This window comes from Nitratidesulfovibrio sp. SRB-5 (assembly GCF_019931275.1).
GTDB lineage: Bacteria > Desulfobacterota > Desulfovibrionia > Desulfovibrionales > Desulfovibrionaceae > Cupidesulfovibrio.
Genome location: NZ_JAIOTY010000003.1, coordinates 17,339 through 34,112 on the forward strand (window position 1 = coordinate 17,339; position 16,774 = coordinate 34,112).

Here is a 16,774-nt window from a genome sequence, read left to right on the forward strand (position 1 = left end):
CGGTGCCGCGCCGTTTCGAACTGCCGGGGGGCCTGCCCTTCGGCTTCGCCCGCTTCCTGTCGTGGGTATCGCTGGTGCTCATCCTGGCCACCAGCATCGTGATGTCCGTGATCATCACCGATTCGGCGCGCAACACCATGTTCCGCAAGCAGCAGGAATTCGCCTCGCTGCTGGCCGAAAACCTGAACCACCAGATCTACCGGCGCTTCACCCTGCCCACGCTGGTGGGCTTCGGGCGCATCGCCCTGCGCCAGCCGGTGCAGTACGAACGGCTGGACCAGCTGGTGCAGTCGGTGGTGCACGGGTTGCAGGTTTCGCGGGTGCGCATCTACGACCACGGCAAGATCGTGTCCTATTCCACCGACCGGGCAGACCTTGGCCGCACCGACCTGGCCGGGCCGGAGGTCACCGTGGCGCTGCGCGACGAAGACCCCAGCTACACCGTGGACGCGAACATCTCGTTCTGGCAGGCCCTGTTCACCCCCCGGCTGGAGCCGGGCAGCTTCATCCTGCGCACCACCTACCCCCTGCGCGTGGAAAACCGCCTGGGCCGCATCGACGATGACGACGACGGCCCCATCATGGGCGTACTGGAGATGACCCAGGACATCACCAACGACACCCGGTCCATCATCGCCTTCCAGTGGCTGATCATCGGCACAGCCAGCCTTTCGTCGCTGGTATTGTTCGGCATGCTGCTGGTGTTCATCCGCCGCGCCGAACGGGTAATGGCCGAACGCATGCAGGAAAAGCAGCGCCTTGAGCGCGAACTGCACCAGCACGAAAAGCTGGCGGGCATGGGCCGCGTGGTGGCCAGCATCGCCCACGAAATCCGCAATCCGCTCGGCATCATCCGCTCCAGCGCGGAACTGCTGCTGAAGCGCCCCAGCAGTTCCGACCCGGTCACCGCGCGCATCCTGCAAGCCATCTACGACGAGGCCAAGCGGCTCAGCCAGACGGTCAACGACTTTCTGGACTACGCCCGCCCCCGCCAGCCCCGGCAGGATCCTGTGGAAGCCGACGGGGTGCTGGACCGCGTGCTGGGATTTCTGGAGGGCGAGCTGGCCCGTCGCGAGGTCGCCGTGGCCCGCGAGACGGAGCCCGGCATCACCATTTCCGGCGACGGGGATCTTTTGTACCGCGCCTTCTACAACATCATGGTCAACGCGTTGCAGGCCATGGACGGCCCCGGCTCCATCACCGTCACCAGCCGCCGCGACGGTGATGCCGTGGAACTGGCCTTCCGCGACAGCGGCCCCGGCTTCGACCCCGCCAACCGCGAACGACTGCTGGACCCGTTCTTCACCACCAAGGATGACGGCACCGGCCTTGGCCTGCCCATCGTGAATTCCATCATCACCAGCCACGGCGGCAGCCTGCGCATCGACAACGCGCCGGAAGGCGGCGCCGTGGTGTACGTGCGCCTGCCCCTGCGCGCCGAATAGCCTGCGGGCTTGCGGCGTGCGGCCCGTGTCCGGGCTGTATCCGGGCTGTATGGGCAGTACGGGCTGTCTGGGTTGTGCGGCGGCTGATCGGCAATGAGTGGCGACGGGTAAGGCCGGAGGCAACGGGCGTCCAGCCGCCGCATTGCCCCGTGCGAGCGACCCGTTTTGCGGTTTTGCGTTTGCGGCCCGGCCCTTTTTTACGCGTTTCGCCCCGTTCACGCGCGCCAAAGCCCCTCGCACGGGTTGCGCGCGCGGCCTTCCGGCCCTATTTCTGTCCCTTGAACCCTGCTGACACCGCCGTGCCCGCGCGCCCGGCACCACCACACCGCAACCGGATCCATCATGAACGAAAAGACGCATCTGCTCGTGCTCGACGACGAGAAGAACTACCTGCTCGTGCTCGAGGCCCTGCTGACCGACGCGGGCTACACCGTCACCGCGCTCAACGACCCGGAGACCGGCCTGGCATTTCTGGAGGAGTCGGAAGTCGACGTCATCGTCACCGACATGAAGATGCCCAAGATCACCGGGCGCGAGGTGCTGGAACAGGTCAAGAAGAACTGGCCGCACATCCCCGTGCTGATCATGACCGCCTTCGGCTCCATCGAAAGCGCGGTCGAGGTAATGAAGTACGGCGCCTTCGACTACATCACCAAGCCCTTCTCCAACGACGAACTGCTGCTGTCCGTGCACAACGCGGCGGAACTTTCGCGCATGCACCGCCAATACCGCGTGCTGCGCGAAAATCTGGAAGAACGCTACGGCATGCACCAGATCATCGGCAAAAGCAGGGCCATCCGCGAAACCCTGGGCATGGTCGACCGCGCCGCGCCCAGCCGCTCCACGGTGCTCATCTCCGGCGAATCGGGCACCGGCAAGGAACTGGTGGCGCGCGCCATCCACTTTTCCTCGCCCCGCAACAAGGGGCCGTTCGTCTCCGTCAACTGCATGGCCCTCAACCCCGGCGTGCTGGAAAGCGAACTGTTCGGCCACGAAAAAGGATCCTTCACCGGGGCCGTGGCCATGCGCCGGGGCCGCTTCGAACAGGCGGGCGGCGGCACCCTGTTTCTGGACGAAATCGGCGAACTGACCCCGGAATTGCAGGTAAAGCTGCTGCGCGTGTTGCAGGAACGCCGCTTCGAACGCGTGGGCGGCACCGAAGAGGTCGAGGTGGACATCCGCATCGTGGCCGCCACCAACAAGAACCTTCAGGAAGAAGTGGAAAAGGGCAACTTCCGTGAAGACCTGTTCTACCGCCTGAACGTGGTGCACATCGCCCTGCCGCCCCTGCGCGAACGCCGCGAGGACATCCCCCTGCTGGTGGCCCACTTCGTGGACAAGCTGGCCCGCGAGAACGGCGTCACCCCCAAGACATTCACCCCCGAAGCCCTGGACTACATGACCGGCTACGAATGGCCCGGCAACATCCGTCAGCTTCAGAACGTGGTGGAACGCTGCCTCGTGCTCGTCTCCGGCGATACCATCCGCGTGGACGACCTGCCCCCCGAACTGCGCGACGAGGAAGCCCAGCTGAAAAGCGCCGTGGACCTCTTGCCCGTGCAACTGGACCTGGCCGATACCCTGGAACGCATCGAGGCCGCCCTTATCCGCCGCGCCCTGGTCCGCGCAGACTTCGTGCAGGTGAAGGCCGCAGAACTGCTCGCCATTTCCAAGAGCCTGCTGCAGTACAAGCTGAAAAAATACAATATCACCGGGCATTAAAGAGACAAATGACACAACCGGGGGAAGGAACCTTTTGCGGCAGCCGTTAGGTGAGCACGAAGGGCGAACCTTACGGATGGCGACCGCAAAGCGTAAAAAGGTTCCTTCCCCCGGCCCCCCAACCTCCCAAACTCTTTGGTAGGGGTGGGCGTTATTTTTCCTGTTGCTCTCAGCTCCCCTGCAAGCCCTGCGTATACGGCGCACCCTCTTCGAATTTCCCGGCCTTGACGGGTGGTCATGGCCGCCGCATAGTCGACAAGGACGACAAACCGCACCACGGAGGTCTCCCATGGAAAAGCAGAAGATATCCCTGAGTACCCGGCTGCTCTGCGCGGACGCGGCGGGCGTCGTCGAGGCGCTGGCCGAGGGGCTGAAGGAACGCTGCCTGAAGGTCCAGAAGGGCGACGAGACGCTGGTGCTCAGCCCGCCCGAAGCCGTCGACGTGGACGTGGAAGCCAAGGTGCGCGACGGGCGCGGCAAGTTCATGATCGAAATTTCCTGGCGCATCCCCGACGATGAAACCGTGGCCGCCTGCGAAGAAGTGGCCAACCTGCCCGGTCGCGACCATCTGGCCCCCCTTGGCTGTGCCGACGTGGAAGAAGTGGGCGACATCGACCTGGACGTGGCCCTCAAAAAGGCCGACAAGCCCGCAAAGGCCAAGGCAAAGGACCACAAGGACGAGAAGCGCGACAAGGACGAGAAGCGCGACAAGGACGAGAAGCGCGACGGGGACAAGAAGAAGGACAAGCCCGGCAAGGACGCCAAGCCGGAAAAGAAGTCCACATCCGACAAGTCCGACAAATCCGGCAAGTCCGGCAAGTCCGAAAAGTCCGCGAAGGACGGAAAGGACAAGAAGAAGGACAAGGACGAAAGCGCGGCGGACTAGCGTCACGCCTCTGCACGAACGCACAAGGGCAGGCCATGGGCCTGCCCTTTTTCATGGTTCACTGCCTGCATGCCTGCCCGGCTGTCGAAGATTCCGGACGCGCCTCGGGCGCGGCAACACAACCCACGACACGTTTTCTGCCGTTTCGCCCCTGTCCCCGCAGGCGCGGCCACGTTGACAACCCCCGCCCCCCTGCCCTAGGTCGGGGCAAGGCCCCCCGTGCCGACCGCGCATTCCGCTTCCGTTCGCAACCCGCCCCCGGCCAGCCGGGCGCACCCCCAGCCCATGCCCCACGCCCCCGAAGATTCTCGCCTGCCCGGCACGTCCGCGTCCTTCAGCCCCACGGACACGCCGGGGCAAGGCACCGCCACCGCCGCGCCAGCCGCCGCGTCGTCGCCCGGCAACACCGCCACTATTCCCGACGCCCCTGCCGCGCCGCGCGCCCCCCTGCACCTCGACGCGGACAACCCCGTGCGCGACTACATCACCGCGCTGCTGGCCTCGCCCTTCGGGCGGCAGGTCACCCATCACCGCGCCCTGCCCGCGCGCGAGGCCTACCACGCCCCCAACCGCCGCCCGTGGCCCAAGGCCATCCGCGACATCCTTGCCCGCAACGGCATAGGCGACCTGTACACCCATCAGGCCCGCGCCACCGACCTCATCCGCGCCGGGCGCCACGTTGTCGTCGCCACGCCCACGGCCAGCGGCAAGACCTACGTGTACAACCTGCCGGTGCTGGAACGCTTTCTGTCCGACCCGGACGCCCGCGCCCTGTACCTGTTCCCGCTCAAAGCCCTGGCCCAGGACCAGCTTTCCACCTTCACCGGCCTTACCGCCGCCTGGCCCGATGACGCCCGCCCCCGCGCCGCCATCTACGACGGCGACACCACCGACCATTTCCGCCGCAAGATCCGCCAGAACCCGCCCACCGTGCTGCTGACCAACCCGGAAATGCTGCACCTCGCCATCCTGCCGCACCACCAGCAGTGGACCAGCCTGCTGGCCTCGCTGGCCTTCATCGTGGTGGACGAGGTGCACACCTACCGGGGCGTGCTGGGCGCGCACATGGCCCAGGTGTTCCGCCGCCTGCTGCGCGTGTGCGCCCGCTACGGCGCGCACCCCACCTTCGTGTTCTGCTCCGCCACCGTGGGCAACCCCGGCGAACTGGCCGCCAACCTGACAGGGCTGGGTGGGGATTTTGGTGAAGAAAACCCTGCGGGGGAAGGGACCTTTTGCAAAAGGTCCCCTTCCCCCGCGCCCCCATCCCCCAAAACCTTTCAACAGGGTTCCTACCCCACAAAACGGGGTCAAGGGGACGCGGTCCCCTTGCCCCAGCCGTTGGGCGAGCGCGAAGCGCGAGTATTACGGATGGGGACAGCAGAGCTGCGGGGCGCGGGGCAGAGCCCCGCATCTTCCATCAACGTCATCACCGAGAGCGGCGCGCCGCAGGGCCTGCGGCACTTCGTGTTCGTGAACCCGGACGACAGCCCGTCCACGGCGGCCATCCAGTTGCTGCGCGCGGCACTGGCACGGGACCTGCGCACCATCGTGTACTGCCAATCGCGACGCATGACGGAGCTCATCAGCATGTGGGCCGCGGAAAAGGCCGGGCCGTACCGCGACCGCATCAGCGCCTACCGCGCCGGGTTCCTGCCGGAAGAGCGGCGCGACATCGAGGCGCGCATGGCCGGGGGCGACCTGCTGGCGGTCATCTCCACCAGCGCGCTGGAACTGGGCATCGACATCGGCGGGCTGGACCTGTGCATACTGGTGGGCTACCCCGGCACGGTCATGTCCACCCTGCAACGCGGGGGCCGTGTGGGCCGGGCGCAGCAGGAATCGGCAGTGTTGCTGGTGGCCGGAGAAGACGCGCTGGACCAGTACTTCGTGCGGCACCCCAACGAATTCTTCGACCGGCCCGCCGAGCACGCCGTGGTCAACCCGGACAACCCGGTCATTGCCAAGCGGCACATCGAATGCGCTGCGGCGGAACTGCCCCTTCCTGCGGACGAGCCGTGGCTGGCCGCACCGGGCGCCGCCACCGCGCTGGCGGAACTGGAGGCCGAAGGGCTGGTGCTGCGCAGCGCCGACGGCACCACGCTGCTGGCCGCGCGCAAGCGGCCCCACCGCCACGTGGACCTGCGCGGCAGCGGCAACACCTTCACCATCGAGGATGGCGACGGAAACGTCATCGGCAGCGTGGACGGCCACCGTGCCTACCGCGAAACCCACCCCGGCGCGGTGTACCTGCACCGGGGCCGCAGCTGGGTAATCACCCGGCTGGACCCCGGCGCGCAGAAGGTGGTGGCGGAGCAGGCCCGCGTATCGTGGTTCACCCGCGTGCGCGCCAACAAGACCACGGAAATTCTCGACATCCACGACCAGTGCGTGGCCTGTGGCACCCGCGTGTTTCTGGGCAAGCTGCGGGTGACGGAAACCATTACCGGCTACGAGAAGCGCAGCGTGTCCGGCCAGCGCCTGCTGTCCGTGGTGCCGCTGGACGCGCCGCCCTTCGTCTTCGAGACTGAAGGGTTGTGGTTCGAGATTCCCGACGCCGCCCGCATCGCCACCGAGAACGAACTGCTACACTTCATGGGGGCCATCCACGCGCTGGAGCACGCCGCCATCGGCATCCTGCCGCTGCTGGTCATGACCGACCGCAACGACCTTGGCGGCATCTCCACCCCCATGCACGCGCAGGTGGGCCGCCCCGCCGTGTTCATCTACGACGGCCTGCCCGGCGGGGCCGGGCTGACCCGCGCCGCCTTTGCCGATGCCGACGGGCTGTTCCGCGCCACCCGCGCCGCCATCGCGGAATGCCCGTGCGAAACCGGCTGCCCCTCGTGCGTGCATTCGCCCAAGTGCGGCTCCGGCAACCGGCCCATCGACAAGGCGGGCGCGCTGTTCCTGCTGGACCGCATGGCCAGCGGCACGCCGGAATCCGACCCGGTGCAGCCCGGGCTGGAGCAGGGGGGGAAGGCGGACAGGGGGATTTTTATTTCTGATGATAGGGTGGGGGAAGAGAGCCGGGGCGCTGCCCCGGACCCCGCCGGGGGACATATGCGCGCTGCGGTCGCCATCCGTAATGCTCGCGATGCTCGCATAACGGCTGCCGCCCCCCGACCCCCCTTTCTGCGTCCGGGCAATGACGCCCGAAGCGGGCCTCATCGCCCGGACGAGACAGCACGCCACGATTACCAATATATGGAAGAGGGGGCAGTACCGCATCGTGCAATGCCTACAGAACGCACCGGAACCGGAACAGTTGCCGACAATGGACCGGATTCGGGCCAACGCCCCATGAAGAACGCCTCCAAGGAGCACGCCATGACCACATCCCCCCCCGATGCCGGGCCGCTGCCTGCGTCACCGGCGGCAGGCAAGACGGACGGCAGGATCATCGCCCCCGTGGGCCGCTACATGGTGCTGGACGTGGAAACCCGCCGCGCGGCGGCGGAAGTAGGCGGCTGGCACCGGGCCGACCGCATGGGCGTGAGCGTGGCCGTGCTGTACGACGCCGCCGACGATTCCTACACCCCCTACGAACAGGACGCCGTGCCCGAAATGCTCCACCGTCTGCGCGCGGCGGACCTTGTGGTGGGCTTCAACATCTCGCGCTTCGACTACGCGGTGCTTTCGCCCTTCGCCCCCTACGACCTGCACACCCTGCCCACCCTGGACATGCTGACCAAGGTAAAGGACCGCCTGTCCTACCGCATCTCGCTGGACAACCTGGCCCAGGCCACCTTCGGCACGCCCAAATCGGCGGACGGCCTGCAAGCCCTGCAATGGTGGAAGGAAAAGCGCCTCGACCTCATCGCCGAATACTGCCGCAAGGACGTGGAAATCACCCGCGCCCTGTTCCTGCATGGCCGCGAAAAGGGCTACCTGCTGTTCACCAACAAGGCCGGGCAGGCCGTGCGGGTGCCGGTGGCGTGGTAGATTGTCCGCGCCAGCACGGCGCAGGTCCGGCATGCCTCCGGCGCGCCATTGCCGCACCACCGGTGCCGGGCGACAGGCCCAGTCCCGTCCAGACCTTCCCCCCTGCAATATCACCCCATTGATACTCCGCCGCATCCGCTGCTATGCAACAATGAACCATTGCGTGCGGAGGCTCCCATGGCGTTCCTGCTCTTCTTCCTTGTGCTTTGCGCCCTGTGCCTGCTGGTGTGGCTGATGTTCTTCCGCACGCGCGTCGCATCCGACCAGGAGATCATGAGCGTGGTGGTGGCCTTGCGCGCCCGCCTGCTGCCCCTGACGGAGACGGAAGGCGACACCGCCCGCGACCCCGAGCACTACGGTCTTTCGCGCTACCGGTCCGACACCCTGGCCCTGGCCCAGCCCCTGCCGCCCCTCGACATCCTCGACTTCTTCGAACAGACCGGCACCATTGATCTTGCCCGCGATGCCCTGCGCGACATGCACATGGGCAGGCTGCTCAACCTGCTGCTGTTCTACGCGCTGGCGCGCGGGCGCATCAAAGGGGTGCGCACCTCCGGCAAGGACCGCGCCCTGTTCGACCTGCTGGCCCGGCACGGTCTGCTCACCCCGGACAACCACACCCTGCTCCATGACAAGGTCATCCGCACCGCCGTGCTCTCGTTCTTTCACCCGCGCGGCGACCGGCGTTTTCTGATCCCGTGGATCGCGCAGCACCACGCCGCCGACTTTCACCAGGCCCTGCACCTGCGCAACGCCGAGGTGCTGGCCGCCATCATCGAGCGCTTCGACGCCCGCCCCCTGCCGCCCCCGGGCATGGCCGCCACGTCGAACGGATTCGCCACGCCGAACGAGGCGGACCCGACGAACCTGGCGGACAGGCTCGAGCGGCACGAGGCGCGCCGCACCCACGACTGGCGCATCCTGTACAACCTGCCGCCCGAACGGCTGCGCAACGGCAAGCCCACCGGCTTCTGGCTGCTTGCCGTGGAGCCGGTGCGGCTGTTCTACATGATTCACGGTCGGGCGCGGCGCAAGGAGTACTGGGGGTTCACCCTGTTCACCATCCTGTTCGGCGTGGTCATGAGCGTTGCCGACGTGCTGATGCACCTGGACCTGATGAACTACACCTCGCTGCTGTGGCTCATGCCCAGCATAGGCGTGGGCTTTCGGCGCATGCACGACATCGGGCGCAGCGGATGGTGGTCGGTCATTCCCCTGGTGGGCGTGGTGATGGCCTGCATCCCCGGCCTGCCGGAAGCCAACATGTACGGCCCAAACCCCAAGGCCTGAGCCGGGCACTTCCAGCCTGCGGACATTCTTCCCGCGCGTGCGCCGCACGGCGTCTGCCACCCCCACGCCGCCCCATGCTCATGCAGGCATGGGGCTGACCGTCTGCCCCTTTCCGCGCCTGCCTCCAGACTGCATCCCTTCCCGCCATCCACGCCTTCCCGCGTTCCCCCGCGCCGCCCCCGCCGCGTGAGCGCCCACCCCTTTGGCGCGTCCCCCCTTCCCACGTCCGCGCCCCCATGCTAGGGTTGGGATTCCCGGTGTCCCGTGCGCCGTCCGTGGCAGTCCAATGGAGCCAGGCCGCCCGGGACTGACCAGCGGGGGACAGGCAATGCGGCAAGTTATACTTGTCCGCACGTTGCCCCTGCCGCCATGAAACATGGCACGGCACGAACCCGTAACCGCAGACACACTAGACACACTCCCGCCCCAAAGGCTGCCCGCCAACCGCCCAACAGGAGGCATGCATGCTCCCCGCCGCGTACCAGGCATTTCTGAAGGATCTTCTGGAATTCATCCCCCGGCGCAACGTGTTCACCGATCCCTTGCGCACCCTGGCCTACGGCACAGACGCCAGCTTCTACCGGCTCATCCCCAAGATCGTCGTGGACACCCACAACGAGGACGAGGTGGTGGGCGTCATCAAGCTGGCCAACAAGCACCGCCTGCCCATGACCTTCCGCGCGGCGGGCACCAGCCTTTCCGGCCAGGCCGTGACGGATTCCATCCTGGTGCGCCTGGGCGACGGCTGGCGCAAGTACGCCATCTTCGACAACGCCACCAAGATACGCCTGCAACCCGGCATCATCGGCAGCCACGCCAACCGGCTGCTGGCCGAGTTCGGCAAGAAGATCGGGCCGGACCCGGCCTCCATCGACACCTGCAAGATCGGCGGCATCGTGGCCAACAACGCCAGCGGCATGTGCTGCGGCGTGGCCGAAAACAGCTACAAGACGCTCAGCCACATGCGCGTCGTGTTCCACGACGGCACGGTGCTGGACACGTCCGACACCAAGAGCCGCGCCGCCTTCCAGCGTACCCACCCGGAAATGGTCAACGGCGTGGCCGCCATGCGGGCGCAGATCATGAACAAGCCGGAACTGGCCGACCTGATCACCCGCAAGTTCAAGATCAAGAACACCACCGGCTACAGCCTGAACGCGCTGGTGGACTTTGCCGATCCGTTCGACATCATCCAGCACCTCATGGTGGGTTCGGAAGGCACCCTCGGCTTCATCAGCGAGGTGACCTACCACACGGTGACGGAGCACGCCCACAAGGCCTCGGCGCTGGTCATCTTCCCCACCATCCGCGATGCGTGCGAGGCGACGATCATCCTGCGCCAGCAGCCCGTGTCCGCCGTGGAAATGATGGACCGCGCCTCCCTGCGCTCGGTGGAGGACAAGCCCGGCATGCCCGACGGATTGCAGGGCCTTCCCGATGACGCGGCCGCCCTGCTGGTGGAAACCCGCGCGGGCGACAAGGGCACCCTGGACGACCAGATCGCCCGCATCACCGCCTCCATCGACGCCATCCCCAAAATCCGCCCGGTGGCCTTCACCGACGTGCCCGCCGAATTCGGCACCCTGTGGAACGTGCGCAAGGGCCTGTTCCCCGCCGTGGGCGCGGTGCGCAAGGTGGGCACCACGGTCATCATCGAGGACGTGGCCTTCCCCATCGCCTCGCTGGCCGACGCGACGCTGGAACTGCAAACCCTGTTCGCCAAACACGGCTATAGCGAGGCCATCATCTTCGGCCACGCCCTGGAAGGGAACCTGCACTTCGTGTTCACGCAGGACTTCAACACCCAGTCGGAAGTGGACCGCTACCGCGCCTTCATGGACGACGTGGCGGCCATGGTCGTCGGCACCTACTCCGGCTCGCTCAAGGCGGAACACGGCACCGGCCGCAACATGGCCCCGTTCGTGGAACTGGAGTGGGGGCGCGACGCCTTCCTGCTGATGCGCGAACTGAAGACCCTGTTCGACCCGTACGGCCTGCTGAACCCCGGCGTCATCATCAACCCCGACGCCGAAGCGCACATCCGCAACCTGAAGCCGCTGCCCGCCGCGCACACCGTCATCGACAAGTGTATCGAATGCGGCTTCTGCGAACCCATCTGCCCGTCCAAGGACGTGACCTTCACCCCGCGCCAGCGCATCGTGGGCTGGCGCGAAATATCGCGCATGAAGGCGGGCGACGAAAAGTCCGGCCTGCTCAAGCAACTGTTCTCGGGCTACGACTACCTGGGCGACAGCACCTGCGCCACCGACGGCCTGTGCGCCACGCGCTGCCCGGTGGGCATCAACACCGGCGCGTTCATCAAGGAACTGCGCGCCGACAAGGTGGGCGCGCGCGCGCAGAAGGCGGCGGACTGGGTGGCCCGCCACTACGGCGGGGTGTGCCGCAGCGTGTCCGTGGCGCTGACCGGGGCGGACCTGCTGCACCGGGTGCTGGGCACCGACGTCATGGACAAGGGCGCCAAATTCCTGCGCGTGGTCTCGCTGAAAAAGGCCCCCCTGTGGACGCGGGCCATGCCCACCGGCGCATCGGCCCCGGCGCACGCGCCGCGCGGCCCGGTGTCAGACCGCAAGGTGGTCTACTTCCCCAGCTGCATCGCCCGCTCCATGGGCCCGGCCCGCGACGACGAGCAGCGCGACCCGCTGCCCGCCAAGACCATCGGCCTGCTGCTGAAGGCGGGCTACCACGTGCTGTTCCCCGAAAAGCTGGGCGACCTGTGCTGCGGCCAGCCCTTCGAGAGCAAGGGCTTCAAGGCCCAGGCCGACATGAAGGCCAAGGAGCTGTCCGAGGCCCTGCTGAAGGTCAGCGACAACGGGGCCATTCCCGTCCTGTGCGACACCAGCCCCTGCCTGTACCGCATGAAGGAAACCCTGGACAGGCGCCTGAGGCTGTACGAGCCCATCGAATTCGCGCTGGAGCACCTGACGCAGGCGCTGGACTTCCGCAAGGCGGAACGCACCATCGCCATTCACTCCACCTGCACGGCGGTGAAGCTGGGCCTGCCCGGCAAGTTCAAGCAACTGGCCGAACTGTGCGCCGAACAGGTCATCGTGCCGGAAGACGTGTTCTGCTGCGGCTTCGCCGGGGACCGGGGCTTCAGCTTCCCGGAACTGAACGCGGGCGCGCTGAAGGAACTGCGGCGGCAGGTGGAAATCTGCGAGGAAGGCTATTCCACCAGCCGCACCTGCGAAATCGGCCTTTCGCTGCACGGCAAGATTCCGTACCGCAACATCCTGTATCTGGTGGATGAGGTGACCACGCCGAAGCCCGCGTAGAGACTTCGGCTTGTCTTTCCGCCCGCTGGCATTCGCCTGACGGAAACGGACAATACCGCATCCGCCGACACATGAACGAAACGACCGGGAGTGGCCGCAGGGCCGCTCCCGGTCTTGTCATGTGTGCGATATGAAAGGGGGAAGGCGAACGGGACAGGGTGATGATGCACGGGCGGCGGGGCCTACCACAAATAGGGTTCGGCCTCGCGCCACTGGAAGATGAACGGATCGCCGGGCGGCGGAATGAGCCGGACGGCGTCCGCCGTGAACACCCAGCCGGGGTTCAGCGACCCGGCAAACACGTCGCGCGGGGCAAGGCGGGCCAGCTTGGCGGGCAGTTTTTCCCGGGTCATGCGACCATACACTTCTATCCACTGACCATCGCGCAGCCCGGCCAGCACGCCCCCCGATGCGGGCACCGGCAGCGTGGGGGCAGCGCCGGGTGCGGGCGGCGAGGTGACGGGAGCCGGGGCAGACCGGGCCGCGCCAGAAGTTTGTCCCGTGGCCGGGTGGTCGTCTTCCTGCACGCCGGGCCGCACCGCAAAGCCGCCCGCCGTGGCATCGGCCAGGCAGCAGTACAGGCTTACCCGAAACACGGCCACCGCCCCTTGGGCATCCAGCGTGGGGTGGCGGGTCACCGCGCCGCGAAACACGTAGCGCCCGGCCAGTTCCTCCGGCCTGTTGCGCTGCTCCAGCAGGAACAGCTCCGCCACGTTGATGCGCACGTAGTCCTTGCCCGCGTAGGTGGCGCGGGGACCAAGTTCATCCTCAATCGGGGCATCGTCAAACGGACCGGGGCGGGAGCCGGGCTTGCCGGAAGGCTCCCAGATGTCGGGCGGCCCGGCAAAGGCGTCCGGGTCGTCATACCGTGCATCGGATCGTGCGTCGGGATGCATGCCCGGCCCCGCGGCGGTTCCCAGTGACCCGGACCGGGCCGGAACAGACAGACGGGGCGGATTCGCGGGTGCCGACGCATCCGCCGCGCCGCCGCCGATCCTGCCCGTCACCACGCCAGGCGAAGCCGCCGTCATGCCAGGCGAAGCCGTCGTCATGCCAGGCGAAGCCGTCGTCATGCCAGACGAAGCCGTCGTCACGCCAGACGGAGCCGTCACCCGGCCATACAGGGCCGCATCCGTACCCCACCAGTCCACGGTGGCAGTCAGGCTCACCCCCAGCAGCAGCCCCAGCAGCAGTGCCCGGCGCAGCGGCACGGGCCGCGCCACGGCCCCTGCCCCCAGAGTCGTCGGGGATGCCGCGCCCGTCATGCCGCGCAGCAGCACCGCCGCGCCCAGCACGGCCAGCGCCGCGCCGGTCAGCAGGGTCAGCCACAGGAAACGCGGGTTCAGGAACATGGAATAGCTGCCCGACCACCCCAGCCAGGCGATGATCAGCGCCATGCCCCACAGCAGGGCCACGTCGGCAAGGACGACGGCTGCGGGCAGGCGGAATGCGGTACGGGCGGCACTCATTCCGGCACCCCCAGCCCGGCCAGCAGCATGCACGCCGCCCACACGCAAAGGGTGGGCAGCACCACCAGCCGCAGCACCAGCCCGCGCCGGAATGCCGCGCCGTACATGACCATCAGCTTCAGGTCCAGCATGGGGCCCAGCGCCACAAAGGCCAGCCGGGCCGAGGCGGGAAATCCCACGAACGATGCTGCCACGAAGGCGTCGGCCTCGGAGCACACGCTGAGCAGCACGGCCAGCCCCATCAGGGCCGGTATGGCCAGAGCCGGGGTATCCATGAACAGGAACAGCGCCTCGGGCGGGGTAAAGGTGCGGAACGCGGCGGCGGCCAGCGCGCCGGGCAGCAGCCAGGCGCAGGCGTCCAGCAGGTCGGCGGTCATGTGCCGGGCCACCCCGTGCACCTGCGCCGCACGGGATACGGCAGCGGCAGGCGCGATGAGCGTGGGGGACGCCGCACCAGCCGCCGCAGAAGCCGCTGGCGCCGCCATCATGGCGGCCTGCACCTCGTTAAACCACGGCAGCCGTTGGGCCTGTGCGCCACCCTGTCCGCTTACGGGACCGCTGACGGGTTCGGCAGGGATATGCTCATGCCCGAACTCGGCATCGTCATGCCCGCAACCGCACCCGCAGGCATCCGGACCGCCGGGCACATGAGCGCGCAACGCCCCGCCCACGGACATGCGGCGCACCGAAATGCCCACCGCCACAGCCGTGGCGGCCACCACGGCCGCGCGCAGCCCGGTCATCAGCATGTCGCCGCGAAAGGCCACCCAGGTGGACACCATGACCACCGGATTCACCACCGGCGCGGCCAGCATGTAGGCCACCGCCGCAGGCACCGGCACCCCCTTGCCCATCATGCGCCGCACCACGGGCACCACCCCGCATTCGCAGGTGGGCAGCACCGTGCCCAGCGCCACGCCAAAGGCCAGCGCCCCCGGCAACGATTTGGGCACCCGCCGCTCCACCCAGGCGCGCGGCACGAACACCTCCATGCAGGCGGACACCAGCGAGCCCAGCACCAGAAAGGGCAGGGCTTCGAGAAACACGGCAAGGGCGGTCTGGGCGAGATGGATGAGGCGTGCGTCCATGGAAACGGCAGGGTGGGGAAAGGGTTGCAAGGTGGCGATTGCAGGGCGGCAACATGACCGGGGAACGATGCACGGGGTGCACCGTGGCTGGCGCCATGGGCAAGACCGCGACGGCGCAAGGCCCTGAATACCCGGGGCAATGCAGGGCCGGAGCCGATCCGGTACGAGCTGCACGGGACTGTCCGCAACTGCGCCAATACCCATGCCGCCATGCCCGCATACCCCGTGCAGGGGGCAAATGCAACCGGGTTGCATTTGCCCCTCTTGCCGTCCCTTGAAACCTGCCCGCCCAGCCCTTGTGCCCGCCGAAGCGAACGAGGTTGCCGTGGTTATTTTACACTTGATTCATATGTTCATTCCACACCGGGCATGGTATGAAAACGGGTGAATACCCCTTTGCGCCTCTTTCATCCGCCTGACGCGCCGTCTTTTTCATCATTCAATTATATAAAATATATAATCATTATTTATTTCACATAAACCTCTCAAAAATACACGTCACAGACCCGTTCCGCTTGTGCGAAAAGTACATTTTTTCGCATTCCCGTTTTCCGTTGCCCGGTTTTTTCACCGCTGGTAGGGGCGGCCTACCGAGACGCCACCGTCCCGCATCCGGCTGCCCCGGCTGGCAGGCCCAGGCAGAACCACCGGATGCGCATGCCGGGCATCCCGCGAAGGCATGCACCCTCCTTCGCCGGAGGCCCCCCTGAAACATCCCCCGCCTGTGCGGACACGCGGGGGACGACCGGGAATCGAACGGACGGCGGCGGTACCCGCCACAGGCCGCGCGGCCACGCCGCGCCCAGGCAGGCACTACACGCAACGCGGGCCGCACGCCCGAGGAGATCGCACATGTCGCTGAGCTACAAGGAAATGCAGCAGGTCCTGATGGACGAACTGCGCCTGTACCACTACCCCATCGCCGTCAAGTTCTTCTTCGACGAGGCGGAGCTGGAAACCTTCAAGGACAAGGCCGAATTCTACCTGCCCGTGAAGCCCATGACCTTCTGCCAGTGGGAAATCGCCGCGCGCATGAAGGGCCAGACCGTGCTTTCCGGCCCCGAGGGCCTGGGTTGCTCCAACGCCCTGGTGTCCTTCGGCTGGAAGGAAATCGACGACAACGAAATCAAGAGCCACGCCAAGTACGTGCGCGACCTGGCCCAGGCCGAACGCTTCGTGCGGTCCAAGCCGCGCCTGCCCGAAGGCCTGAAGGCCATCGCCGTGGGCCCGCTGGGTGACGCCGTGGTCGACCCCTCGGTGGTCCACTTCTACTGCGACAACATGCAGGCCTACCACCTGGCCGTGGACTACATGGCCGCCACCGACCAGCATCCGCTGAAGACCAACGTGACCATGAACTCGTCCGCCTGCGGCGGCACCGTGTTCTCGTACCTGGAAAAGACCGCCAACATGCTGCCCGCCTGCTCCGGCAGCTACAACGCGGGCAAGACCGAGCGCGGCGAAATCAACTTCGTGATCCCCGGCGAACACATGGGCCTTACCGTGGAACGCCTGCTGGAGCGCAAGCGCAACCTGGGCAGCGGCGCCATCACCCGCCCCGGCGACAACTTCCCCGGCGCGGACATCTGCAAGAACTGTCCGCTGATCATCTTCAAGAAAGAAAAGTAGGCACGACGGG

The 16,774-nt window shown here is 67.0% G+C and carries 9 protein-coding genes; 7 read left to right on the top strand and 2 right to left on the bottom strand.

The window, feature by feature from the left end; all coding sequences use genetic code 11:
• Window positions 1-2: 2 nt before the first annotated feature.
• The 6 genes from K6142_RS14215 (at window position 3) to K6142_RS14240 (ending at window position 12,578) form a co-directional block, all read left to right on the top strand.
• On the top strand, window positions 3-1,445 hold the full coding sequence (locus K6142_RS14215) for a sensor histidine kinase (protein WP_012613310.1): 1,443 nt from the start codon (window positions 3-5) through the stop codon (window positions 1,443-1,445).
• A gap of 342 nt (window positions 1,446-1,787) precedes the next feature.
• Window positions 1,788-3,167, top strand: coding sequence for a sigma-54-dependent transcriptional regulator (locus K6142_RS14220; RefSeq protein ID WP_190245388.1), 1,380 nt, complete (start codon window positions 1,788-1,790; stop codon window positions 3,165-3,167).
• A 289-nt stretch (window positions 3,168-3,456) separates the two neighbouring features.
• Window positions 3,457-4,053 (top strand): amphi-Trp domain-containing protein, encoded by a 597-nt coding sequence (locus tag K6142_RS14225; protein WP_190245389.1) that lies wholly within the window; start codon window positions 3,457-3,459, stop codon window positions 4,051-4,053.
• A 285-nt stretch (window positions 4,054-4,338) separates the two neighbouring features.
• A complete protein-coding gene (locus K6142_RS14230) occupies window positions 4,339-7,995 on the top strand; it encodes a DEAD/DEAH box helicase (protein WP_223380910.1) in 3,657 nt (1,218 codons plus the stop codon).
• A 177-nt stretch (window positions 7,996-8,172) separates the two neighbouring features.
• Window positions 8,173-9,285 (top strand): DUF805 domain-containing protein, encoded by a 1,113-nt coding sequence (locus K6142_RS14235; RefSeq protein WP_190245496.1) that lies wholly within the window; start codon window positions 8,173-8,175, stop codon window positions 9,283-9,285.
• 464 nt (window positions 9,286-9,749) lie between these two features.
• The gene (locus tag K6142_RS14240; protein ID WP_190245497.1) at window positions 9,750-12,578 is read left to right on the top strand and encodes an FAD-binding and (Fe-S)-binding domain-containing protein; all 2,829 of its coding nucleotides are present in this window, start codon (window positions 9,750-9,752) and stop codon (window positions 12,576-12,578) included.
• A gap of 182 nt (window positions 12,579-12,760) precedes the next feature.
• Here K6142_RS14240 and K6142_RS14245 read toward each other — a convergent pair whose 3' ends face one another.
• Both K6142_RS14245 and K6142_RS14250 read right to left on the bottom strand, forming a co-directional pair.
• Window positions 12,761-14,047: a hypothetical protein gene (locus tag K6142_RS14245; protein WP_190245498.1), complete on the bottom strand. Its 1,287-nt coding sequence runs from the start codon at window positions 14,045-14,047 to the stop codon at window positions 12,761-12,763.
• Window positions 14,044-15,135, bottom strand: coding sequence for a permease (locus K6142_RS14250; RefSeq protein WP_190245499.1), 1,092 nt, complete (start codon window positions 15,133-15,135; stop codon window positions 14,044-14,046). Before K6142_RS14250 ends, K6142_RS14245 begins: the two co-directional genes overlap by 4 nt.
• A gap of 852 nt (window positions 15,136-15,987) precedes the next feature.
• Here K6142_RS14250 and K6142_RS14255 point away from each other — a divergent pair.
• Complete coding sequence (locus tag K6142_RS14255; RefSeq protein ID WP_012613302.1) at window positions 15,988-16,764, top strand: DUF169 domain-containing protein; 777 nt, start codon at window positions 15,988-15,990, stop codon at window positions 16,762-16,764.
• Window positions 16,765-16,774 lie beyond the last annotated feature (10 nt).